18 protein-coding genes are annotated in these 23,658 nt (G+C 51.1%); 8 read left to right on the top strand and 10 right to left on the bottom strand.

The features are described 5' to 3' along the window. Positions 1 to 73 precede the first annotated feature (73 nt). Both AC3WQT_RS15425 and AC3WQT_RS15420 read left to right on the top strand, forming a co-directional pair. Entirely contained in the window at positions 74 to 1,759 is a 1,686-nt protein-coding gene (locus AC3WQT_RS15425) for an SgrR family transcriptional regulator (RefSeq protein ID WP_492704881.1), read from the top strand. Between the two features lie 71 nt (positions 1,760 to 1,830). Then, positions 1,831 to 3,216 carry an MATE family efflux transporter gene (locus AC3WQT_RS15420; RefSeq protein WP_492704879.1) on the top strand — a complete coding sequence of 462 codons (1,386 nt, stop codon included), beginning with the start codon at positions 1,831 to 1,833 and terminating at the stop codon, positions 3,214 to 3,216. Here the strand turns inward: AC3WQT_RS15420 and AC3WQT_RS15415 are convergent. Beyond that, positions 3,188 to 3,982 carry a type IV pili methyl-accepting chemotaxis transducer N-terminal domain-containing protein gene (locus AC3WQT_RS15415; RefSeq protein ID WP_492704877.1) on the bottom strand — a complete coding sequence of 265 codons (795 nt, stop codon included), beginning with the start codon at positions 3,980 to 3,982 and terminating at the stop codon, positions 3,188 to 3,190. The two genes, AC3WQT_RS15420 and AC3WQT_RS15415, sit on opposite strands and share 29 nt — an antisense overlap. Positions 3,983 to 4,235: 253 nt before the next feature. Here AC3WQT_RS15415 and ychF point away from each other — a divergent pair, with 253 nt between their 5' ends. Together ychF and AC3WQT_RS15405 are read left to right on the top strand one after the other, a co-directional pair. Further along, entirely contained in the window at positions 4,236 to 5,327 is a 1,092-nt protein-coding gene (gene ychF, locus AC3WQT_RS15410; RefSeq protein ID WP_492704875.1) for a redox-regulated ATPase YchF, read from the top strand. 198 nt (positions 5,328 to 5,525) lie between these two features. After that, positions 5,526 to 6,701 (top strand): GGDEF domain-containing protein, encoded by a 1,176-nt coding sequence (locus AC3WQT_RS15405; RefSeq protein ID WP_492704873.1) that lies wholly within the window; start codon positions 5,526 to 5,528, stop codon positions 6,699 to 6,701. Positions 6,702 to 6,796: 95 nt separating this feature from the next. Here the strand turns inward: AC3WQT_RS15405 and AC3WQT_RS15400 are convergent, their stop codons facing one another. The 6 genes from AC3WQT_RS15400 to AC3WQT_RS15375 form a co-directional block, all read right to left on the bottom strand. Further along, positions 6,797 to 9,322: a TonB-dependent receptor gene (locus AC3WQT_RS15400; protein WP_492704871.1), complete on the bottom strand. Its 2,526-nt coding sequence runs from the start codon at positions 9,320 to 9,322 to the stop codon at positions 6,797 to 6,799. A 102-nt stretch (positions 9,323 to 9,424) separates the two neighbouring features. Continuing rightward, positions 9,425 to 10,795: an enolase C-terminal domain-like protein gene (locus tag AC3WQT_RS15395; RefSeq protein ID WP_492704869.1), complete on the bottom strand. Its 1,371-nt coding sequence runs from the start codon at positions 10,793 to 10,795 to the stop codon at positions 9,425 to 9,427. Between the two features lie 435 nt (positions 10,796 to 11,230). Then, positions 11,231 to 12,343, bottom strand: coding sequence for a LacI family DNA-binding transcriptional regulator (locus AC3WQT_RS15390; protein WP_492704867.1), 1,113 nt, complete (start codon positions 12,341 to 12,343; stop codon positions 11,231 to 11,233). Positions 12,344 to 12,422: 79 nt separating this feature from the next. After that, complete coding sequence (gene bglX / locus AC3WQT_RS15385; protein ID WP_492704865.1) at positions 12,423 to 14,666, bottom strand: beta-glucosidase BglX; 2,244 nt, start codon at positions 14,664 to 14,666, stop codon at positions 12,423 to 12,425. 21 nt (positions 14,667 to 14,687) lie between these two features. Continuing rightward, complete coding sequence (locus AC3WQT_RS15380; RefSeq protein ID WP_492704863.1) at positions 14,688 to 16,580, bottom strand: glycoside hydrolase family 2 protein; 1,893 nt, start codon at positions 16,578 to 16,580, stop codon at positions 14,688 to 14,690. A 286-nt stretch (positions 16,581 to 16,866) separates the two neighbouring features. Continuing rightward, positions 16,867 to 17,511: a cysteine hydrolase family protein gene (locus AC3WQT_RS15375; protein WP_492704861.1), complete on the bottom strand. Its 645-nt coding sequence runs from the start codon at positions 17,509 to 17,511 to the stop codon at positions 16,867 to 16,869. A 137-nt stretch (positions 17,512 to 17,648) separates the two neighbouring features. On the opposite strand from AC3WQT_RS15375, the gene AC3WQT_RS15370 reads away from it, so the two are divergent. The 3 genes from AC3WQT_RS15370 to AC3WQT_RS15360 all read left to right on the top strand — a co-directional run bounded on the left by AC3WQT_RS15370 (position 17,649) and on the right by AC3WQT_RS15360 (position 20,799). Next, positions 17,649 to 18,647, top strand: coding sequence for a GlxA family transcriptional regulator (locus tag AC3WQT_RS15370; RefSeq protein WP_492704859.1), 999 nt, complete (start codon positions 17,649 to 17,651; stop codon positions 18,645 to 18,647). A gap of 151 nt (positions 18,648 to 18,798) precedes the next feature. Next, positions 18,799 to 19,641: an MOSC domain-containing protein gene (locus tag AC3WQT_RS15365; RefSeq protein ID WP_492704857.1), complete on the top strand. Its 843-nt coding sequence runs from the start codon at positions 18,799 to 18,801 to the stop codon at positions 19,639 to 19,641. A 21-nt stretch (positions 19,642 to 19,662) separates the two neighbouring features. Continuing rightward, positions 19,663 to 20,799 (top strand): DUF484 family protein, encoded by a 1,137-nt coding sequence (locus AC3WQT_RS15360; protein ID WP_492704855.1) that lies wholly within the window; start codon positions 19,663 to 19,665, stop codon positions 20,797 to 20,799. 13 nt (positions 20,800 to 20,812) lie between these two features. Here AC3WQT_RS15360 and AC3WQT_RS15355 read toward each other — a convergent pair whose 3' ends face one another. The 3 genes from AC3WQT_RS15355 to rsmD form a co-directional block, all read right to left on the bottom strand. Beyond that, positions 20,813 to 21,073 (bottom strand): YfhL family 4Fe-4S dicluster ferredoxin, encoded by a 261-nt coding sequence (locus tag AC3WQT_RS15355; RefSeq protein WP_492704854.1) that lies wholly within the window; start codon positions 21,071 to 21,073, stop codon positions 20,813 to 20,815. A gap of 81 nt (positions 21,074 to 21,154) precedes the next feature. After that, a complete protein-coding gene (gene coaD / locus AC3WQT_RS15350; RefSeq protein ID WP_110256449.1) occupies positions 21,155 to 21,652 on the bottom strand; it encodes a pantetheine-phosphate adenylyltransferase in 498 nt (165 codons plus the stop codon). 55 nt (positions 21,653 to 21,707) lie between these two features. After that, positions 21,708 to 22,403 (bottom strand): 16S rRNA (guanine(966)-N(2))-methyltransferase RsmD, encoded by a 696-nt coding sequence (rsmD, locus tag AC3WQT_RS15345; protein ID WP_492704852.1) that lies wholly within the window; start codon positions 22,401 to 22,403, stop codon positions 21,708 to 21,710. A 107-nt stretch (positions 22,404 to 22,510) separates the two neighbouring features. Here rsmD and ftsY point away from each other — a divergent pair, with 107 nt between their 5' ends. Then, the gene (gene ftsY / locus AC3WQT_RS15340; protein ID WP_492704850.1) at positions 22,511 to 23,614 is read left to right on the top strand and encodes a signal recognition particle-docking protein FtsY; all 1,104 of its coding nucleotides are present in this window, start codon (positions 22,511 to 22,513) and stop codon (positions 23,612 to 23,614) included. Positions 23,615 to 23,658 lie beyond the last annotated feature (44 nt).

Raw genomic sequence — 23,658 nt, 5'->3', positions numbered from 1 at the left:
AAAGGAAAAATGGATATAATTTAAAAAAATTTTTCCTCTTTTATCGTCTCGATAAGCGCATAGACTATCCACCATGAAACTGCTCGATCAATACCGCAAACTGCACGCCTTCCTCCAGCATCATGAGCAACAGCCAGGCTTGCCAGCTCTTGCATTGGCCATGCATTGCAGTGAACGCAATATGCGCAACCTGTTGGCGAAAATGCAGCAACGTGGCTGGCTGGACTGGCAAGCCGGACGCGGACGAGGCAATCATTCGCAGCTTGAGCTTTTGCAAACCCCGGATAGTCTGGCGCTTGATCACCTCTCGCAATTTCTCGCACGCGGTGATCTGGAGCAGGCTTTTGCCAGTCTGGATGACCACCAGCGCCAGCAACTGGCAACGCGCCTGCCTGATTATCTCGGCATGCCGGACAGTGCCTGCCGCAGCTTGCGCATGCCCCTGTTTCGCAGCGTAGAAAGCCTGGACCCTTTAAAGGTTCATGGCCGTCTGGAAGCACATCTGGTGCGCCAGATTTTTTCACGCCTGACGACCTTTGATCATGAGCAAAAAGCCTTGCGTCCGGCTATCGCCCACCATTGGGAAAGCGAGAAAAACTGCACGGTCTGGCACTTCTGGTTGCGCCCCGGCCTGAGTTTTCATGATGGCGCTGAACTGGGTGTGGAAGATGTGAAAGCCAGTTTTTTACGTCTGCGCGATGAGTCGGCAATTTACCAACGCCTGTATCGTCACTTGCAGCATATAGAAACTGGCCCTAGTCAGCGCGTGAGCTTTTATCTGGAGCACCCCGATCATTTGTGGCCGCATTGCCTGGCCACGGCCAATTCATCGATCGTGCCACGCCAGCGGGCTGCCGACTTTGAACGCTTCCCGATAGGCAGTGGTGCCTTCCGCATCATACGCAACAATACCTATCAGCTGACCTTGCAGGCCTTCAAGGATTATTATCGTGAGCGCCCATTGCTCGATGAAATCGATTTGTGGATGTTGCCACCACCATCCGGCCCATCAGGATTTGATTTGCAGTTTGGCCACGCCAATGAAGACTGCACAAAAAAACAAACCATCATCGGCGCAGAATCAGGCTGCACCTATATCATCTGCAATCCTGCACGCAGCCTGTTTAAAACTGCAGAGCAAAGGCTGGCGCTGGCAGACTGGCTGGCACCGGAAACCCTGTTTGATCCTGATGAACGCAGCAGAAAACCGGCATCAGGCTTGCTGGTCATCTGGAAGCACCGCGTCGCTAAAAAACCAAAATGCAGCATTTTCAAAGCTGGCTGCAAATTACGCATGGTCAGTGGCCAGACCAAGGAAATGCTGAGCCTGGCGCAAGCCGTCAAGCAAAGGCTGGAGGCAGGCGGCTTCATCGTCACCTGGACCAGTCTGCCCTTTGATCAATTACTGGCACGCGACTGGATGAAAGACACCGACCTGGTCGTGACCCGTGAAGTCATGCATGACGATCAGGATTTTGGTTGCTATGAATGGTTTGCTGCTGACAGCGTCTTCCGCCGCTGGATGCCTGCCAGTGCACTGAAACCCATGGACGCTGACTTAATGAAAATCAAGGAACTGGCCGACAGCAAACGCCGCATGCTGGCTTATGCACGCATAGGGAAACGCCTGGTTAAGGAAGGTTGGCTGATACCGGTGTCGCATGAAAACCAGCAAGTCAGTATTGCCCCGCACGTAGCAGGAGTGAGGATGACGCCATTTGGTTTTGTATCGTTCAATGAAATGTGGCTAAGGCACTAGAACCTGCACAAAAGCAAGGAAATTGCATTCTACGGTAAGATGCTGATCCAATCCCTCTTTGTTTGCCCTGCATGAAAACCCGTATCCGTACCGAAGCCGCCGCCCTCTGGACCATTGCCTGGCCTGTCTTGATAGGACAACTTGCCACCGTAGGCATGAGTGTGGCCGACGTTGCCATGACCGGCCACCTCAGTGCAAACGATCTTGCCGCAGTTTCATTGGGGGCCAATGTCTGGGTGATTATCCTGGTCAGCGTGATGGGTATCATGATGGCGGTAAATACCGTGATTGCCCATGAAGTCGGTGCAGAAAATCATGCGCGCGTGCCGCATATGGTGCGTCAGGCTTTATGGCTGGGTCTGGGCGTGGGTCTGGTTGGCTGTCTGTTGTTGAATGTCGCTACGCTGGTTTTCAATTACCTGCAACTGGAGCCTGCCATCAATGCCAAGGCTTCAGAGTTTGTACATGTCATCAGCCTGGGCATGCCAGCCTTTGCCATGTACCGCGCCTTGTACGGGTACACCACCAGCCTGAACCAGACCAAGCCTGTGATGGTGATTGCACTGGGCGGACTGGCTTTTAATATCATCATCAACTGGCTGTTTATTTATGGCCATCTGGGTTTCCCCAAACTGGGCTCTACCGGCTGTGCCATGGCCACCGGCATGGGCCTGTGGCTGATGCTTGGGGCAATGATATTCTGGATGCGACGTGCTGAAGCCTACAAAGAGACTTTTCCTTTCAGCCATTACGAAGCACCGAACTGGGCAGAGATACGCTCTACCCTGCGCCTGGGCTTGCCGATAGGTGTCACGTATTTTGCTGAAGTCTCCGCCTTTGGTGCTGTCGGTTTGCTGATTGCCCGCTTTGGTGTGGTGCCGGTGTCGGCCAACCAGATCGCCCTGAATTTTTCATCACTGGTGTTCATGGTGCCACTCAGCCTGGGGATAGCGCTGACTACGCGGGTCGGGCAAACCCTGGGTGAAGGCGACCCGGAACGGGCGCGCTTTATCTCATGGACAGGCTATGCATTGTCAACCAGCTTTGCCATCATATCGGCTCTGGGCATCATGATCTTCCGCGACCTGGTGGCGGCGGCCTATACCTCTGACCCGGCAGTACAGGCCATGGCATCTGAATTGCTGCTGTATGCTGCTATCTTCCAGTTATCTGATGCGGCGCAGGTCACCGCATCTTGTGCCATACGCGGCTACAAAGTCACTCGCACACCGATGTTGATCCATCTGATGGCGTTCTATGGCTTTGCCCTGCCTATAGGTTGCCTGCTGGGGCTGGCACCGGCATGGCTGCCATGGCACCCTGAACAGCCTATGGCAGCGCGCGGTTTCTGGATAGGTCTGGTACTCGGCCTGACTATTGCAGGTATCATGCTGACCGGCTTATTGCATAAACTCAGTCAGCGCAGGATCATGCAAGCTGCTGGTACAAGCCGGTAATACCATCCATGGTACTGAGTATGCGCTCGCTGGTAGTGGCAACATTGGTGGCATATTGACGGGCATTTTTGGGTTCGCTGATCTTGCGCAAGGCATCATCAAAAAACATCCATTGTTGTTGCGCCAGCGCCAGTTCTTCGCGTATGCGCACGGTATTCGATGGCGCTGCCTGCAACGTTGTCATGCCGGCGACAAAGTCCTTACGCGCGGCTTCCAGCTTGAGCATCACATCCGGCGGTGCCACGCCCCATTGCTGGGCCTGGTAAAACTTGGCCATTCTTTGCGAGAGCATGCGCTGCCTGCCTGAGATATTCACCAATTGGCCCATGGCCGTGCCTGAATAGGTTTCCAGTTGCACCGTGGCCCTGTGGGCGATGCTCAAGACATCTTCATTGAGCACCATGATGAGGCGGGCATCTTGCTGATTGGGCTGTTTTTCCAGCAAGACTTTTTTATATCCCAGCCAGTTCTTTTCCATTTCAGACAGCAACTGCTTATTGTCATTGGTAGGTGCAAAAGTTTTCAGTTCGGCCAGTTGCCTGTCAAAACTCGCCAGTGAGGTATCTAGTATCTTGCGCGACTGCTCAACCTCTATCCCCTGCCCCAGTTGCAGATAAGCCTTGGCCAGACGCTGTGACAACATGCGCTGACGACCGGATTTATTGATCGCTTCATTCAAGCTGATGACTTGCGCAATCGCATAGGAAAGCACAGCAAGATTACCCACCGTCAATACTGCCCTGCCAATAAATCCACGTCTGTCCATGTCTTGCTCCTGAATAATTGTTGGGATTAATATTCACAAAGCAAACTTCATACCTGTATTTTTAAAGAAAACTGCCCCAAAATAAGGCGAACATCATTTAATGAATGATTTGAACACTGCGCACTTCTGTCGCGCTGCCTGAATTATTAGCAAGATTTCCCGGTTTTATTCCCAGTATCGTAGCCAGAATCAGTCTGAAGGCCATGCTTTCCGGTAAAATAGCGGGTTAATCAAATCCAACTGGCAAAACATCATGAGTCTCAAATGCGGCATCGTCGGCCTGCCTAACGTCGGCAAATCCACACTGTTCAATGCGCTGACCAAAGCAGGCATACCGGCAGAAAATTATCCTTTCTGCACGATAGAGCCGAACGTGGGCGTCGTTGAGGTACCTGATCCACGCCTGAAACAACTGGCTGACATCGTCAAGCCTGAGCGTATCCAGAACGCCATCGTTGAGTTTGTTGATATCGCTGGCCTGGTGGCTGGTGCATCCAAAGGTGAAGGCCTGGGTAACCAGTTCCTCGCGCACATCCGCGAAACTGACGCCATCGTCAACGTCGTGCGCTGCTTTGAAGATGACAACGTGATCCATGTGGCTGGCAAAGTCAGCCCTCTGGACGATATCGAAGTTATTCAGACAGAACTGGCCCTGGCCGATATGGGCACGGTAGAAAAAGCCATTCATCGCGAAAACAAGAAAGCCCGTTCTGGCGACAAAGACGCACTGAAACTGGTTACCGTGCTGGAACGCATCATGCCTGCCCTGAACGATGCCAAACCTGTGCGTGCACTGGGTCTGGATGCAGAAGAAATGCTGCTCATCAAACCACTGTGCCTGATCACTGCCAAGCCAGCCATGTATGTTGCCAACGTCTCAGACAGCGGCTTCACCAACAACCCATTGCTGGATCAACTGACAGCCTATGCAAATTCACAAAATGCCCCTATCGTGGCAATTTGCGCTTCCATAGAATCTGAAATCGCCGACCTCGACGATGCCGACAAAGCCGACTTCCTGGCCGACATGGGCATGCAAGAACCTGGCCTCGACCGCCTGATACGCGCCGGTTTCAAATTGCTGGGCCTGCAAACCTACTTCACCGCCGGCGTCAAGGAAGTACGCGCCTGGACTATCCACGTTGGCGATACAGCCCCGCAGGCAGCCGGTGTCATCCACACCGACTTCGAACGCGGCTTCATTCGCGCTCAAACCATAGCCTTTGATGACTACATCACATACAAGGGTGAATCCGGTGCCAAGGAAGCAGGCAAGATGCGCGCTGAGGGCAAAGAATACGTGGTCAAGGATGGGGATGTGCTGAATTTCTTGTTTAACGTGTAAACAAGATCCAGAAGAATCTGTCCAACGTCAGAAAATCCCACAAAAAGCCGCGACATTCGCGGCTTTTTTGCTTCCTTCATTGCCCTTGTGCCTGAGATGTAATATTTTAAGCATTCACCATCCCAGCCTTACTTATTCATATCACGGAGAGAATTTGCCTGACAAGAATCATTGCCGTTTCACTGATGCGGCACAGACATGAAACTTGATGTCAGAACCATCATGCTCATGTGGAGCGGGATTAATCTGCTGGGTGCCGGGATGATGGCACTCATTAGCTTTCATGCTGCGAATATCAAGGGCGCGCGCCAGTGGGCTGTCGGGCATCTCTGCATGTGCCTGGGTATTTTTTCATCTACCCAGATGTCACCGGAATGGCCACTCTGGGCGATAGGTGCCGCACCATTTCTCGCAGGCTCCGGTTTTGGTCTTCTCTATAATGGCATAGAAGCATTCAAAGGCAAGCGCTGCCAATACTGGATACCTGCCTGGGTAGGGTTGCAAATGACAATACAAAGTCTGTGGCTAGGTATGGTACAGGGTGACTTCAGGATGCTTCTGATTGCCAATTCCCTGGTGGCCAGCACAGTGTTTTTTGCATGTGCCCTGAGCCTGATGGTAAAAACTGCACAACCACTCAGAACCGCCTACCTGCTGGCGGCTGGTTCTTTTTCATTTATCGCTTTGATGAGCCTGCTCAGGGCGCTGAATCTTTTACGTATGCCTGGCGAGCAGGTAAAACTGTTTGCTCAGGGAGATATCAATCCTGTCTTTCTGGTGCTGGGCGGTTTGTCACAACTATCCATTTCGCTATCGCTGGTATTGCTGATTACCTTCCGCCTGGTCAGTGATCTGCGCGAGCAAGCCTCGCATGACAGCCTGACAGGTCTGCTGAACCGCCGTAGCTTCGAGGACGAATCCCGGCGTTTGCTGGCGCGCGCTGTGCGGACTGGCGAAACCCTGGCTGTCATCATGATTGACGTGGATTACTTCAAGCGTATCAATGACATGCATGGCCATCAGGCGGGCGATGAAGTATTGCGCCGTCTGGCAGCATTGCTGCAGTCCATAGTCCGCAGTGAAGATTGCCTGGCACGCTATGGCGGGGAAGAGTTTTGTGTCTTACTCATGGGTACTGGCGAACAAGGTGCAGCTCAGTTGGCCGAACGTGTGCGCCTGTTGTATGCCGAATTACAAATCGCCTGGAAAAACGAGATACTGCAAAGTACCCTGAGTGCCGGCATTGCAGATTCCTTGAGCAATGGCATGGATCTCGTTACCTTGGTGGACGCTGCAGATCAGGCACTGTACCGCGCAAAAAATGCGGGTCGCAACTGCATCACTTTGCACTCAGCAGGTAGCCCGCCACAATAGTTTGAATTTCGCTTGTTCCATGACTGTCACACCACTGTCAATAATTTCGGGTTAATGCCCCGGTTGCCAGCAGCAACCGGGGCACAAGTCAGTACTTAAAACTTCACATCGAGGCGTACGGATACATAACGGAATGCATTCCGTGTCGGCGTCCATGTCGTGGTCGTGATATTGGCTGGTGGATTGGTTCCTGTGGCATTGAAGCTGGCCAATGGGAAAGAGCGGTTGGCGCGGTATTGACGGTCAAACAGATTATTGATCCTGAAACTCAAGGTAGCGCGGCCAGACTTTTCACGGAAACCAAAACCGCCATGCACATAGGTAGTTGCCGGCACAAAGTTAAGCGGGTTTTGGTCAAGATTGGAAATCATGTCGCTCGCATACACCACATTCCCGGTGACGTAGGCATCAAAACTCATCTCAGGCAATTTCAGATCATATTTGAAACCTGCGCTGGCTTTGCGCTTTGGTGAGAATGGCATGCGCCCACCAGATACGTCATTGGTATTTTGATCGCCATACAAAGGGTTTTTCAAGATACAGGTGTCGTTGAAACCACCGTTAGGGCTGCCAGTCACCTGATAACAGGTAGAGTTCTTGAAAGAGGTAATGGTGGCATCGGTATAAGCGAAATTGGCATTGATCAGCAAATCTTTGCTTGCCAGTGCATTGATGTCCAGTTCTGCCCCGCGTGTCTGCACGCCTTCCAGACTATTCAGGCGGGTCTGATAAATCAGGGTATCTGGAATATAGCTGCCTGAATTTTGCTGATAGTCTTTGAACTTGCTGTTGAACAGAGTTGCTGCCACGGTCAGGCGGTTATCCAGGAAGTTACCCTTCATGCCGATTTCAAAACTCTTGGCCGTCTCTGATTTGACGGGTTGCTGCGATGCGGTCAAGGCAGACAGGCTGCTGGTGATATCGTAAGCCTGACCCTTATAGCCGGTAGATGCAGAGATATAGCCCATCAAGGTAGGCGTGAATTGTTTTTGCAAGCTCAGCTTGCCAGTGGTGGCGTTTTCTACATTGCCAACGCTGGAGAAGTTATTGACGGCGACATAGGGGCTGCCCAACGCCAATTTGGAAGGGTTTCCAGTTCCGGAAAAATGATAACCGGATTCTTGCCTGTTAAATCGTACTCCTGTAGTCAAAGTATAAGTAGGTAGGAATTCCCAACTGGCCTGGCCAAATACTGCCTTGTTGATATTATAGGTATCGCCATAAAACTCGGTAGGACTGGTCGCGACCAGGCCGTTTTCCCCGCGCTTGAAGTAACGCGCCAGTTCATTCTTGCCATACCAGAGACCGGCGACGTAGCGAAAGTTGCCAGTATCCGCTGACACCAGGCGTATCTCCTGCGTGCGTGAAATCACATCAAAACGGCCATGCTGCTCTGCTCCCTGGTTCAGGCCTGATGACTTGGTCGAACCTGTCACCGGGTAGTACAGCATGACCGGTGCATCGGTAAAATCCTGGTCACGCGAATCGTAGGCGTGATAGCGGTCACCCGAAGTAATCGAAGTCAGGGTTGCGCCGTTAGGCAACTGGTAATTCACCCTCAGGCCAAAACCACGCGTAGTCGATTCCTGCCCTGTGAATGTGTCATTGCGGATAGTGCGGTTGTCCGGGCCAGGCGTAATGCCCGCCAGCACTTGTGAGATAGGCATGGCTGGGGAATTATTCAGCAAGCCGTTTTGTATATTGGTGCCAGTCAGACTGGTGATGACCAGTGCGCAGCAATCGGTTTTTGTATAGTTATAGCGCGGCGAAAAATCGATGTCGAGATCATCTGTCAAGTGCCAGTTGAATTTACCCAAAAAGGTTTTACCGGCAGAGCCATTGGTCATTTTACCGGTGGTCAGGTTATTCACGTTACCGGGATAGTCATTATTGCTGGCAGCGATGCGGAAGCCAAATTTTTCTGACACTTCACCACCCACCGATGCACCCAGACGCCATTCCCTGTCGCTGGACAGCAATACACTGGCACGCGAAACGATGGGGCCGGAGATAGGTTTGGTGACGATATTGATGGCACCGGCAATGGCCGATTTTCCGAACAGGGTACTCTGCGGGCCTTTCAGGATTTCTACGCGGGAGACATCTGCCAGATCACGAAAAGCCTGTACCTGCATACCGATAGGAATATCATCGACGATCACGGCGACATCAGACTCCACCCCTATGCCTATTGACTGGGTGCCTATGCCGCGCATGTTCAAACCCGTGTTTGCGGGATTGTCACTCTGGGTCTTGGTCAAGGCTGGTGACAAGTCTATGATGTCGTCAAGGTCGCGCACATTATTGCGCTGCAATTGCTCTTCGCCAATAACGGAAATCGACATTGGCACATTTTCTAATTTCTCTACGCGCTTGTTGGCGGAGATGACTACTTTGGCCAGACCTTTTTCATCCACCTCTGTATTCACTGGCGCAGCTTTATTCGCTGTAGCTGCCGGCACATTAGCAGAAGCTTGCTGCGCATTGGCCGTATTCATGAAACTCAACATTGCCAATGCCACTGCAGCCGTAACTGGCGTCAATTGATACTGTTGAGTTACGTCACGACGATACTTTTTTTGTTGATTGCTATGTTTGGTATTGGTATTACTGCGGAACATTTTCGTCTCCTTGCGATTTAATAATTTTTATAATGGTTTTATTACTACGGCACTGCTCTTACTTATTTTTTGATAGATACACTGAATTTTTTGTGCTTTCCCCTAACGTACCAGACAAGGTTTCTTGTTATCAAAAGTCCATCCCGAAATCAAAAACTGCATGGCAACTGCATCATCCCGTGCACCTAATCTCATATTCAGATAGAGTTGATGTGCCGCTTCTACTGCTGCCATGTCCAGCTCGACACCCAGGCCTGGCTTGTCAGGTACATCGACCATGCCATTATTGATTGTCAGTGGCGCAAGCGTCAGGCGTTGGCCGTCCTGCCATATCCAGTGCGTATCGATAGCAGTAATTTTCCCTGGTGCGGCGGCGGCCACATGAGTGAACATCGCCAGCGAAATATCAAAGTGATTATTTGAATGCGAGCCCCAGGTCAGCCCCCATTCCTTGCACATCTGTGCGACACGCACTGAGCCTTGCATGGTCCAGAAATGCGGATCAGCCAGAGGAATATCGACTGCCCTCAGCTGTACGGCATGTCCCAGTTCACGCCAGTCGGTTGCGACCATATTGGTGGCTGTCGGCAAACCAGTTTCACGGCGAAATTCTGCCATCACTTCGCGGCCTGAAAAACCATCTTCTGCACCACAAGGGTCTTCGGCATAGGCCAGCACATCAGCACGATCACGGCACAAGCGTATGGCATCTTTTAAGGACCATGCGCCATTGGGGTCGAGGGTAATACGAGCGTCAGGAAATGCTTCAGCGAGAGCAGTGACGGTTTCTATTTCTTCTTCGCCACGTAATACGCCCCCTTTAAGTTTAAAGTCGCGAAAACCATAGCGCTGATGCGCGGCTTTTGCCAATGCAATCACAGCCCTGGTATCAAGTGCTGGCTGGCAGCGCAGGCGCGCCCAGTCATCATCTGGCCCGGCTACAGTGTCTGGATCAGGATAAGGCAGATTGGTGTCATGGCGGTTGCCGATGTAGAACAGATATCCCAGCATGGCGACCTGGCTGCGCTGCTGGCCTTCACCGAGCAAGGTGGCAACTGACACGCCCAGAAATTTGCCCAGCAAATCCAGCAGAGCAGATTCCAGCGCAGTAACTGCATGCACAGTGATACGCAAGTCAAAAGTCTGATGTCCGCGACCATTGGCATCACGCTGGGCAAATACCGTGCGGACTTGATTGAGCATGCTATTGAATGCGCCTACAGGCTGACCGATGATAAAAGGGCGTGCGTCTTTCAAGGTTTTTTCAATTTCGCTGCCGCCAGGTACTTCGCCAACCCCCTGATTGCCTGCACTGTCGGTCAGGATCACAATATTGCGGGTGAAGTAAGGGCTGTGTGCGCCACTGAGATTGAGGAGCATGCTGTCATAACCAGCCACAGGGATCACTTGCAATCGGGTCACGACAGGCGTGACATGCACTTGAGGACGTGGGTTGCTTACATTGGGAAACACTGGTGTCTGCATAAAAAATAGAGATGGTTTTTATATAAATTTGTTCTGGATTATTTCTTCAAAGGCTTTACTACTGACCTACGTCATCAGTGCGCCGTGATAGCGAACAAGCTGATTCAAGACTGTTAAAGTTAGCCGATTTCATTTTAATTTTATCTTTGATGGTACCGCTACCAAACAATGAATTTATGGTAGCGGTACCTTTTTTGGAAGTCAATCAATTTCTTGAGCGAATTGTAGGAGATTGAAAAATCGTGTTAAGTAGCGCCGAAATCAAAACGAAAATACAACGAGACATGCAACTTGCTATGTAAAGCAGTATGCAAACTATCGCAGTCAAGGAATCAAGGCAGGAAAGATGATAGACCAGGCGCGTTAAAAACATACTAAGCCCGGTCAGAGAAACTGAATACGCTTAAAAATCAAAATTCAACATCAGGCACTGTCACGTTCGACGATAGAAAAACCTATATCCTTGACTTTGTCTGTCACAGGATTGCCATCAACACGATCAATAATGAAGCGCGCTGCCAGGCTGCCTATGGCGGTACCGTCTATGCGCACGCTGGTCAGCGAGGGATTGAGGTCTTTTGAAAATTCCTGGTCGCCCAGACCTATCACTGCCAGCTTTGCTGGCACGGCTATACCCATTGCCTGCGCTTCTATGATGACACCCTGAGCCATCATGTCTGAGCTGCAAAAGATGGCATCGATGGCAGGATCATTCTCCAGTAAAGTGCGCAAGCCACTACGGCCACTGCCCAGTGTGGTCGGTGCCTTGACTATGCAAGTCGCAACTTCATTCGCACCTGCTGACCCCATGCCCAGGGCCAGAGCTGCATCAGAGAATGCCTTGTTGCGGCGTGCTGCGCGCTCATCATTGGCGCTGATGGTGGCTACGCGCTTGCGCCCACGACCATGTAGGTATTTGACGACTGCCTCACCGATTTTCTCATGAGAAAAACCGACCAGCATATCGATAGGGGTAGGTGTCAGGTCCCAGGTTTCCACTACCGGGATACCGCTGGCGAGCAGGCGCTTACGACCGAGCTCTGAACGCATGATGCCGGTCAGGACAACGCCATCTGGACGGCGCCCTATGATGGCTTCCAGCAAAGCATCTTCACGCGAGTTTTCATAGCCAGCCTGGCCCAGCATCAATTGGTAGCCTTCATCTGCCAACGACTTGGTCAGGGATTGCACCATCTCTAAAAATACCGAACCAGTGATGGTAGGTACCACCGCAGCCACCAGGCGGCTTTTTTTCGAAGCCAGGCCACCTGCCAGCAAATTGGGCACATAGCCAGTGCGCTCTACCGCTTCTTTTACTCTCGCCAGGATGGCGGGAGACACTGCATCAGGGGTATTCAATGCCCGCGATGCAGTGATAGGCGCGACATTGGCCAGCTTTGCCACGTCGCGCAAAGTAAAGCCACCGCTGGAGCGGCGGCTGCGGCGCACAGGATCAGGCGCAAGCACATCGGTTGCGAGTGCTTCAGTTGCAATATCAGGTTTGGCTGTCGCTGTAGAGGATGACTTGTTTTTCATCGATAAATTATAGCATTGCAAATTCGCCCATAGCCATTTGCCAACGGCAAGGCCGCTGCTGACAATTCTGTTGCCAATCTTACTTCAGCTTGTCCAGAAACTGCAGTTCACCAGTCAAACGGATATCGTCCGACGCACTGCCCAGCATGACGATAAATTTGCCTGGTTCAGCTACCCATTTCAATTTGCTGTCATAAAACGACAGCATGGCCTGGTCTATGCTGAACGACACGCGCTTTTGCTCACCTGCTGCCAGTTTGATTTTCTGGAAACCTTTCAGTTGTTTGACGGGACGTACTACTGATGCAACCGGGTCTCGTAAATATAATTGCACCACTTCCTCACCATCCCGTTTGCCAGTATTGTGCAACTCAAATGAGACAGTCACGGTAGCGCCGGGCGACATGCTTGTATTACTGAAACTCAGATTGCTATAGCTGAATTCGGTGTAACTCAAGCCATGCCCGAAGGCGTAACGCGGCGTATTTGGTGCATCAATATAGGCGGATTTATAGACAACATTTTTCACGTCTTGCACAGGTCGCCCGGTTTCATAATGGTCGTATGAAATGGGAATCTGGCCTACGCTGCGCGGAAAAGTCATTGGTAGTTTTCCTGCAGGGCTGTAATCACCAAACAGTACATCAGCAATCGCATTGCCACCTTCACTTCCGGCAAACCATGTGTACAAAATTGCGGCGGCATGATCAGCTACAGTATTGAACACCAGAGGCCGACCAGCCATGATCACTACTGTGACTGGCTTACCCTTTGCCTGCAGCGCCTCGAATAATTGCGTCTGCAAACCCGGCAAGCCCAGCTCGGTACGCGATTTCGCTTCACCACTCATGTCCCAGCTTTCACCCAGCACCAGCAAGACAGTGTCTGCCTTGTCCACTGCCGCCAGTGCTGCAGAAAAGCCGTCGGTTTTAGAGCAGGCGATATCACAGCCTGGCGCAAAAATCACTTCCGTGTCTTTCTCTACATGGCTGCGTATGCCGTCCAGTAAACTGGCCACCTGGCCCGCATCTGACTTAACGATCCAGCCACCTTCCAGGTCACGGCGCGCATCTGCCAATGGACCTATCACGGCGATGGATTTGGCGGTTTTATTCAGGGGCAAGGTCTGCTTGTCGTTCTTGAGCAGCACCAGGGACTTGCGCGCAATGTCGCGTGCTATCAATCGATGACTGGGGTCATTCATCACCTCCTGTTCTCGCTTTATATCTGAAAAACGATAAGGGTCATCGAACAGACCGAGTTCAAACTTCTTGTACAGGATGCGCCTGACTGCATCGTCGAGCAAAGCCTCTTTCACTTTGCCGCTTTTGATCAGTTGCGCCAGAGAGCTGGAATAGACAAAGCCTTCCATATCCATATCGCTGCCTGCATTGATGGCTTTTAACGCCGCGTCAGGAATATCTGCGGCATAGCCATGTTTGACCATTTCAGCGATTGATGCCCAGTCGCTAACGACGAAGCCGTGGTACTTCCATGCGCCTTTGAGTAGGTCGCGCTGCAGATAACTGCTGCCAGTTGCAGGGATACCATTCAGGGTATTGAAGGAGTTCATGAAAGTAGCAACGCCCGCATCTACCGCCGCCTTGAATGGTGGCAGATAGGTTTCCCACAACTGATGCTCACTCATATCCACGGCATTGTAATCACGCCCGGCTGTCGCAGCACCATAGGCGGCGAAATGCTTGGCGGTAGCCATGACTGCATCAGTACCACCGAGTTTTTTTCCTTGAAAACCAAGTACCCGTGCTTTGGCAATCTGGCTGCCGAGATAGGTATCTTCGCCCGCCCCTTCCATCACCCTGCCCCAGCGCGGGTCACGGCTGATATCCACCATGGGGGCAAAAGTCCAGTGTATGCCGGACGCTGCCGCTTCTTTGGCGGCGATGTGTGCAGATTGCTCTATGGCCTGCAAATCCCAGGAGGCTGCCTCACCCAATGGGATGGGAAAGATGGTCTTGTAACCATGTATCACATCAAGGCTGAACAATAGAGGTATCTTCAACCGTGATTGCAAGGCCGCCGCCTGTACTTCACGGGTTTCTGCGACGCCTTTGACATTTAGCATCGAGCCTATTTTCCCCTTGCGGATTTCTGCGAGGATGTTGGTATTTTTATTGTTGGCAGGACCAGTCAAGTCACGCCCAGATAGCTGGTGTAATTGGCCGACTTTTTCTTCCATCGTCATCTGTTTTAACAGTGCATCGACTTTTTGCTGTATCTGCCTGTCTTGTGCTGACGCATTTGCCGTCAGGATCAGGGTAGCAAATAATGCTGTCAACGCTCTGGATTTATTATTATGCATATCGTGCTTTACCATGCTCATTTATTGATATTTCTTTTGCACACCGTCATAGAAGTTTTTTAAGGTAAAAAATGCCTTCTTCTTTTTACCGCTGTCAGAGATCAATCCCTTGCGGTTCCAGAAATCCTGAAAGTAAGGATGCTGGCGCCGTGGTGAGCGGAAATCCACCAATATCCATGGCGTCATGCCGCGTAGGCCGGGCATGGCGGTCAGCATCTTGAACTGGTTCTGGTATAGCAGTTCCTGATATTCTTCACTCCAGCGGGTATCCGCATCGGCGTGGTAACCAGCTAGGGCATCAGCGCCAAATTCTGTAATGATTACCGGCTTGTTGTATTTGATCTTGAAGCGATAATCCAGCATCTCTTTGGTGTTACTCCAGTACCAGCCTGCATATTCATTGAAACTGACCAGATCCAGTTTGTCTGCCAGCGGGTCTTCGACGATGACTTCATGTCCTTCGCGGTGCACTTCGAGTGCAGCAGCCACCAGACGGGTATCATCATTGGCACGCGCAGTATTCGCCAGTTTGCCCATGAATACATTACGGGCTTCACTGACCGGGGTTTCATTGCCTATCGACCAGATAATCACGCTGGCGCGGTTTTTATCCCTGAGCATCAGGTCTGTCAGTTGCTGGCTGGCGTTCTGGTAAGTGTCAGGATTAGTCCAGGAAATAGTCCAATACACCGGCACTTCAGCCCAGACCAGCAAACCCATTTCATCTGCCAGACGCAGCATTTCTTCGCTGTGCGGGTAATGTGCCAGGCGCACATAATTTGAATTCAATTCCTTGGCCCATTGCAGCATCATGCGCATATCTGCCTGGCCACGCAGACGGCCAACGATAAGTGGATTTTCATCATGCAGGGAAATGCCACGCAAGAATATCGACTTGCCATTCAGCAGTATGTCCTGCCCTCGTGTTTCTATGGTGCGAAAACCTATGCGGTCGCTGACTGTATCACCGGCAGCGGCAATATCGACTTTGTAGAGCTTGGGATTTTCAGGCGACCAGTACGTCATTTTTTCCACCGGGATGCTGATGGCCGCACGGCCATTCGCATCAGTTTTTACGGTAGTGCTGATACCTGCTTCGGCAATATTGATCCTGATATCTTCCGGCTTGCGCACACCAGCCAATTGCACAAAACCCTCTATGCGTTTGAGAGTGCCCTTGGCGAGCTGGATTTTATAATCATTGATATAGGTAGCTGGCAGCTCTGCGAGCAAGACATCGCGGGTGATGCCGCCATAATTCCACCAATCGGTATTGACGGTAGGTATTTCATGCTGATGCCGGGTGTTATCGGCCTTAACGACAACAAAGTTCCTGCCCTTGTTGAGCTTGCCGGTCACATCAAACTGAAATGGTGTGAAGCCACCTTTATGGCTGCCCAGTTTTTTACCGTTCAGATAGACATGAGCCTCGTAATTGACTGCGCCGAAGTAAAGAAAGTAATTCTTGCCCGCTTTGGGCTCAACATCAAATACCTGACGCAGCCAGATTGTGCCTTCATACAATTGCAGCTTTTCTGCCTGCGAATTCCAGTCACCCGGTATTTTCATTGTTGGTGACAGGTCAAAATTGTATTCGACCCAGTCGTTTTTATCCTTGGGTGCGCGGTCATCATAAAAGCCGCCTTTGCCAGTGGCTGACTCATCAAAGGGCATGCGGCGGTAATCGTAATAACCCATCTCATAGGGATCGATGATGTAATTCCAGCGTCCGTTGAGGCTGGTATGAGAACGGCCATAGATGTTTTGTATCGGTGATGAGGAGATAACTGATACCTCTGCAACAGCAAGCGGCCTGGCTTGCGCAAGTGCTGTACTACCGGTCGCCAGGCTGGCAAGCACAGCAAGCATGGTGCTGCAGATGACACTGCCCAGTGATGCTATTAAACGATGCATTTCACGTCCTTTACTAAATTTTTGATTGCTGTCTCACTTTTTACGATCATGTCTGAAGCATATAAAATCACCATAATATGGTAGCGGTACCATTTTTAGAAGTCAATGCTTTTCTGTGAAGCTGAATCCTGTCGCTGACAGCGAGGCAAAAATATCAATAATGAAAACTCTGCTTACCTATATCAAACCGTTCTTCATTCGTACTATCTACACCAATTACACCAATCAAAAAAGCCCGGATGCGATGCAATCCGGGCTTTCCATACAAGATAAGAGCTTCTGCGCTTTATCCTGCGGCACGTTGGCGGCCAGCCATATGCGAGCTGTATACATTACCTCTATCCATCAGCACCCCTGCTTCCACGGCAGCAATCCAGGCATCGGTGCTGCTGACGGCACCAAAATTGGAATGGAAGACCACACTAAAGGCGCGGTGGATTTCTTCTGCAGTGGCATAACCGGCAGCATTTTCATAAGGCAGAGAGCCTGTTGCATCATTCAGGGTTTCTACCTGATAACCCATATGTGCTGCTTCAAAGATGGTGCTGGCATTGCAGTTATGCGTCATGTAGCCAACGATGCTAAGGGTATTGATCTCATTCTTTTTCAACCAGTCGGCGGCATCTGTTCCTGTGAATACGCTGGCCATGTTTTTTTCTATGCGGTGATCAGCATGGCGGCTGGCAACTACGTCATGCAACTCCCAGCTTTTTGAACCACGGGCAAAAATAGGTGAATTTTCTGGCGCAGAATGCTGAACCACCAGGACAGGAATACCCGCAGCCTTGGCCACATCCATGGCCCGGCCTATGTTTTGCAGGGATACTTGCGGGTCAGGGTAGCTGATTTGCATATTGCCGGTGAAGTACTCGTTTTGCACATCAATAACGATCAGGGCGCGTTTTACAGTGGCGTTGGTGGTAGTGGTCATGACATTATCCTTTGGCGGCGATGGTTTTAACAGAGTGTAGTTTTAACAAACAGCAGCGCTGTTCATGGACTGTATTCTCAGCCATGGCGCTCTTTAATATAAGTGACCCGATTGCCAATATTCGATACAATCAGGCCATGCAGATATCAAACCCCGTGAATACGCTCAATACTGTGAATATTGCCGTGCTGGCCTTTGATGGCATCAGCCCCTTCCACCTGTCCGTCCCCTGCATGGTGTTCGGTGAACATCATGGCGGGCTGGCGATGCCAGTATTTGATCTCAAAGTCTGCCTGGATCAGCCTGGAAAAACGCAGCCTGAGGTACGCACCAATGCCGGTTTTGGGATACGCGTGCGGAATGGCCTGTCTACTCTGCTCAAGGCGGATATGGTCATCGTGCCATCCTGGCATGATGACCTGCGCCCTGCTCCACCAGCCTTATTGAAAGCCTTGCGCCAGGCTCACCAGCGTGGTGCGCGCATCATCGGATTATGCCTTGGTGCTTTTGTGTTGGCTGAAGCTGGCTTGCTGGATCAGCGCAGCGCTACCACCCACTGGGCGCTGTGTAAATCTTTCTCGGAGCGTTATCCACAGATCAGCCTTGATCCAAATGTCTTATATGTGGATCATGGAGATGTGATTACCTCAGCAGGTACTGCTGCCGGTATCGATTGTTGCCTGCATGTATTGCGCACTGAATACGGTGCAGATGTAGCAGCCCATGTCGCCCGCCGGCTGGTAGTAGCACCACACAGGCAGGGCGGACAAGCCCAGTACATAGAGCAACCTGTACCGGCACTGGCAGCAGATGACCGTTTATCCAAAGTGCTGGAATGGATGCTGGCCCATCTGGCCGAACCACAGCAACTGGATCAGCTGGCACAAAGAGCCTTGATGAGCAGACGCAGCTTTACCCGTCACTTCCAGCAGCAAACCGGCACGACCGTGGGTAAATGGTTATTGAATCAAAGGCTGGCGCAAGCCCAGCGCCAGCTGGAAACCAGCAAACGCGCGATTGATGATATTGCTGCCGATACCGGTTTTGGTACGGGACTATTGCTGCGCCGTTATTTCGCCCGCGAATTCAGTATCTCCCCCTCTGCTTACCGGCGTGCTTTTCAGGGGAATGCATGATTGCTGCACATCATCAATGAATGAACTGGCATGGAATATGCCTGAAACATCAGCATGAATAGAGCTTAGCCATTAAAATAGCCAGAACTCATTTTATAAATAGAGATGAGTACGAACATATATTCCGGCTTACTTAATTTGCGTCAAGATCATGCCCAACATACTGTCCCTTAGCATTTACCCCATCAAATCCTGCGCCGGTATCGCGCTGAATGCAGCCACGCTGAACGAAACCGGCCTCAGTTTTGAGGGCATACATGACAGGGAATGGATGCTGGTTAACCAGCAAGGGCAGTTTTTGACGCAAAGAGAATTTCCAAAGATGGCTTTGATACGGCCAGAAATTCACAGTGACGGACTTTACATCCATGCCCCCGGCATGCCTGTCCTTTCCCTGGACCAGCAAGAAGATACCCGCTCCACCTCTGTCACTATCTGGGAAGAAAATTTCGCTGCCCTTGATTGCGGCCAGGCCATGGCAGACTGGTTCAGCAAGGCGCTGGATACACCTTGCCGTCTGGTACGCAGCACACCACAGACGCAGCGCTATGCGAGTCAGAAATGGACGGGGAGCAAGCTGGTAGCAACCCGCTTTTCCGATGGCTACCCTATCTTGCTGACAGCATCTGCCTCACTGGATGACCTCAATCAGAGACTGGAAAAACAGGGCCGCAGCGCGCTACCCATGAACCGCTTTCGTCCAAATATCGTGCTGGATGGCATAGAAGCTTTTGAAGAAGACTATGCCGAGAATTTTGAAGCTGGCAGCCTGATACAACTGCGTCCGGTGAAGCCCTGCCCGCGCTGCCCCATACCATCAATAGACCAGAGTACCGGTGAATTTGGTCCTGACCCACTGGACATCCTGCAAACCTACCGGGCCAATCCCCTGGTCGATGGCGGCATCACCTTTGGCATGAATGTCATCGTCGAACAGGGTATTGGGCAACTGCTGCGCGTTGGTGATTCCATCAATATGAATATCGCATTTTAAATACGGGCCAACATGGAAAGCATGATGCCAGCGTCTACCGACATAGAGCCAGATGAAGTTCCATCTGCGCTGCTGGAATTGCAGCATGAAAATCAGACACTGCGTGCCCGGCTCGACAGCTTGCTTGAACTCGCCCATCGCAATCAAAGCATCATGGCGCGTCACCAGAGTTTCGATTTAAAGATCATCGGCGCAAACAGCTTTCGCGAACTCATCACGAATATTTTCAGTGCTCTTGCAATCACTTCGGAACTCGATGTCGTGTCGCTGGTATTGTTCGACAAATTTGGCGATCTGCAGCAGATGCTGTGCGACCTCAAGATCGATTTGAATGAATTTCCGCATCTGATTTTTTTGCGACATGAAGTTGAACTCAGCCAGCCGGAAACTGCCCTGCGCAAACCTCAGTTAGGTTTATACCAGAGCCTGGCATATTCATCTTACTTCAGCAGCTTCAATAAAAAACCGGCAAGTATCGCCATCATCCCCATGCGCAGGCAAGGCCGCCTGATAGGCTGCCTGAATCTGGGCAGCTTCAAGGCCGACCGTTTTCAGCCGAATATGGCGACTGATTTTATTGAACGCTTGGGCTCCATTATTGCGATCTGCCTGGAAAACGTCATCAACAATGAGCGCCTGACCTATATAGGTCTGACCGACCCTTTGACCAATGTCAGCAACCGCCGCTATGTAGAACAGCGCATGCTGGAAGAAATTGCCCGCGCACGCAGACAAAGATACAGCATCGCCTGCATGTATCTGGATATCGATTTTTTCAAGCAGATCAATGACCGTTACGGCCATCAGGGCGGTGATGATGTGCTGAAAGAAGTAGCAAAACGCATCAAGGATGAATTACGTCTCAGTGACACCCTGGGCCGTTTTGGTGGTGAAGAATTTGTGGTGGTGCTGGTCAACACCAATTTGCATGATGCGATACAAGTAGCAGAGCGTATACGCAAGAGTATCGAGGGCCAGGATTTTGTATTGAGTGAGGCTGGCACTTGCCAGGCCACGATATCGATAGGCCTGACGACCATTGATGAAAATACCAATTACGACGATGCCAGCAGCATTGCCCGTGATCTGGTGTTGCGTGCTGACCGTGCCTTATATCAGGCAAAAAATGGCGGGCGTAATCAGGTGCGTTGTTTTTAGGCCGGGCTTATGCTTACGCAGGCTTTTTGCCGGCCTGCAATTGCTCGTACTTCGCGTTCAACTGTTCTGGGGTTTCGCGCCACTCAGGATTAAAAGGAATGCAACTGACCGGGCACACCTGCTGACATTGCGGCTCAGTGTAATGACCGACACATTCAGTACATTTATGCGGGTCAATCTCATAAATTTCCGGCCCCATGTAAATGGCGTCGTTGGGGCATTCGGGTTCGCAGACATCACAATTGATGCAATCGTCTGTAATCATCAGGGCCATGTTGTCACTTCACTTTCATGTGCTGCGCAGCCAATATCTGCTTAGCTTATACCTGCCTGGCAGCACCTGCTAATATTTACTTTAAGACTTGTTCTCGGCCAGCAAAGCGACCTTTTTCTTCAGCCAGCGATCGACAGAAGGGAAAACAAATTTTGACACATCGCCACCAAACATGGCGATCTCACGCACTATCGTACCTGAAATAAACTGATATTGATCAGAAGGTGTCAGGAACAGGGTTTCTACATCTGGCAGCAGATAACGGTTCATGCCCGCCATCTGGAATTCATACTCAAAGTCAGACACGGCACGCAAGCCGCGCACGATGACACGCGCATCATTTTTGCGTACAAAGTCTTTTAGCAAACCAGAGAAACTCTCTACTTTGACATTCGGGTAATGTCCCAGCACTTCATTGGCAATTTCCAGGCGTTCATCCAGGGAGAAAAATGGATTCTTGCTTTTGCTATCCGCCACACCCACCACCAAAGTATCAAAAAGACCGGATGCGCGACGCACCAGATCTTCATGACCGCGTGTCAGCGGATCGAATGTTCCCGGATAAACGGCTGTGACCATCTTCACTCCCTTTTTTCGCAATCTGCATAAGGATATGCACCAAGTTGAGCAGGCATTATGCCTGATTTTCGTGCGCCTCATGCGGCAAAATGTTGCGTTGCAGTATATGGAAGTACACACTACCGGCTTTATCGGCACGGATAAGTTGCCATCCACTTAATAATTTAGCTAATTTTTCTTCTGTCGCTGCATCGCCTGAAGTTTCAGCCAGGGGAAACTCGGATTCAACATAAATACAGCCTTTCGGGCTCAGCAATTGCGCGCAAGCTGGCAAGATACGACCCAGCCAATCCTGCTCAAACGGAGGGTCAAGGAAGATCACATCCATTTTTTGTGACTGGTTTGCCATACTTTCAACTGCCTTGAGAGCATCGGCCCTGATCAGTTTGCATTGGCTGGCTTGCAGTTTGTCCCTGACTTGCTCCAGTTGCTTATAAGCAGGGGTATGCGCCTCCACCATGATGACCTGAGCTGCACCGCGACTGGCAGCTTCAAAACCCAGGGCACCGCTGCCAGCGAACAGATCCAGGCAATGCACGCCTGTCCAGTTATTGTGCAGCAAGTGATTGAGCCAGTTAAACAGGGTTTCTCTGACGCGGTCTGGCGTAGGACGCAAACCCTCGGCATCAACCACGCTGAGCAGGCTGCGTTTCCACACGCCGCCTATGATGCGGACCTGATGGTTTTGACGTTTTACTACCGACGTTTTTGCGGTCGCGTTTTTTGTTTTTTTATTACTATTTGTTTTCATTGCATGCTTGCTACGGCTAAATCAGTTTACGTTGCGCTGTCTGTTAAAATGGCAGCATTCTAATATCAGGGCTGGCTTATTTGCCGCCCGCACTCCCAAATATCCCGATGTTTAGTTTTTTCAAAAAGAAGCCCAAAGAAGAGGCGCCAGTTGTTGTGGCTGATCCTGCACCCGTTGTTACAACACCAGCCAGTCCTGCACCTGCTGTTGCTACGCCTGCCATCGGTACCACGGTTACCGCTCCTGCGCCTGTGGCTGAAGTTAAGCCAGCGTTGGCAGATGTTGTAGCCCCTCAAGCACCAGAACCCGAGCAAAAACGCTCATGGTTAAGCCGCCTGAAAGCCGGGCTGGCTAAGACTTCCTCGAATCTTACCACCCTCTTCATCGGTGCCCGCATTGATGATGATTTGTATGAAGAGCTGGAAGCTGCCCTGCTGACCTCGGATGCAGGTGTGGAAGCTACCCAATTCCTGCTGGATGGATTAAAGAAAAGGGTCAAGGAAGAGAAGCTGACGGATGCCGAGCAAGTCAAGGCTGCCCTGAAAGTGTTACTGCTGGAATTGCTGACCCCTTTACAAAAACCACTGGAACTGGGCCGTTATCAACCCTTGGTCATGATGATCACTGGTGTGAATGGTGCTGGCAAGACCACCACGATAGGCAAGCTGGCCAAGCATATGCAAAGCCATCAGCAATCCGTTTTACTCGCGGCGGGCGACACCTTCCGCGCAGCAGCACGTGAGCAACTGACGATCTGGGGCGAACGCAATAATGTCACCGTCATCGCACAGGAATCTGGCGACCCTGCCGCAGTGGCTTTTGATGCAGTCGCCTCTGCCCGCGCCCGTGGTACGGATGTAGTGATGGTGGATACTGCAGGCCGCCTGCCTACCCAGCTACATCTGATGGAAGAATTGAAGAAAATCAAACGCGTCATCGCCAAAGGCATGGACGGTGCGCCACAAGAAGTCTTGCTCATCATCGACGGTAACACTGGTCAGAATGCCCTGGCCCAGGTCAAAGCCTTTGATGATGCCCTGCAATTGACTGGTCTGGTCATCACCAAGCTTGATGGCACTGCCAAAGGTGGCGTGCTGGCAGCGATTGCCAAGAACCGCCCTGTGCCCGTCTATTTCATAGGCATAGGAGAACAGATTGAAGACTTGCAACCGTTTAATGCACAGGAATTTGTTGACGCGCTGTTCAGCTAAATGTGACTGAGAACAAGCACAACAGCCATTGATGAAGCTCAAAA

This window comes from Undibacterium sp. FW305-107, assembly GCF_058788535.1.
This window is presented reverse-complemented; position numbering and strand designations above follow the sequence as displayed.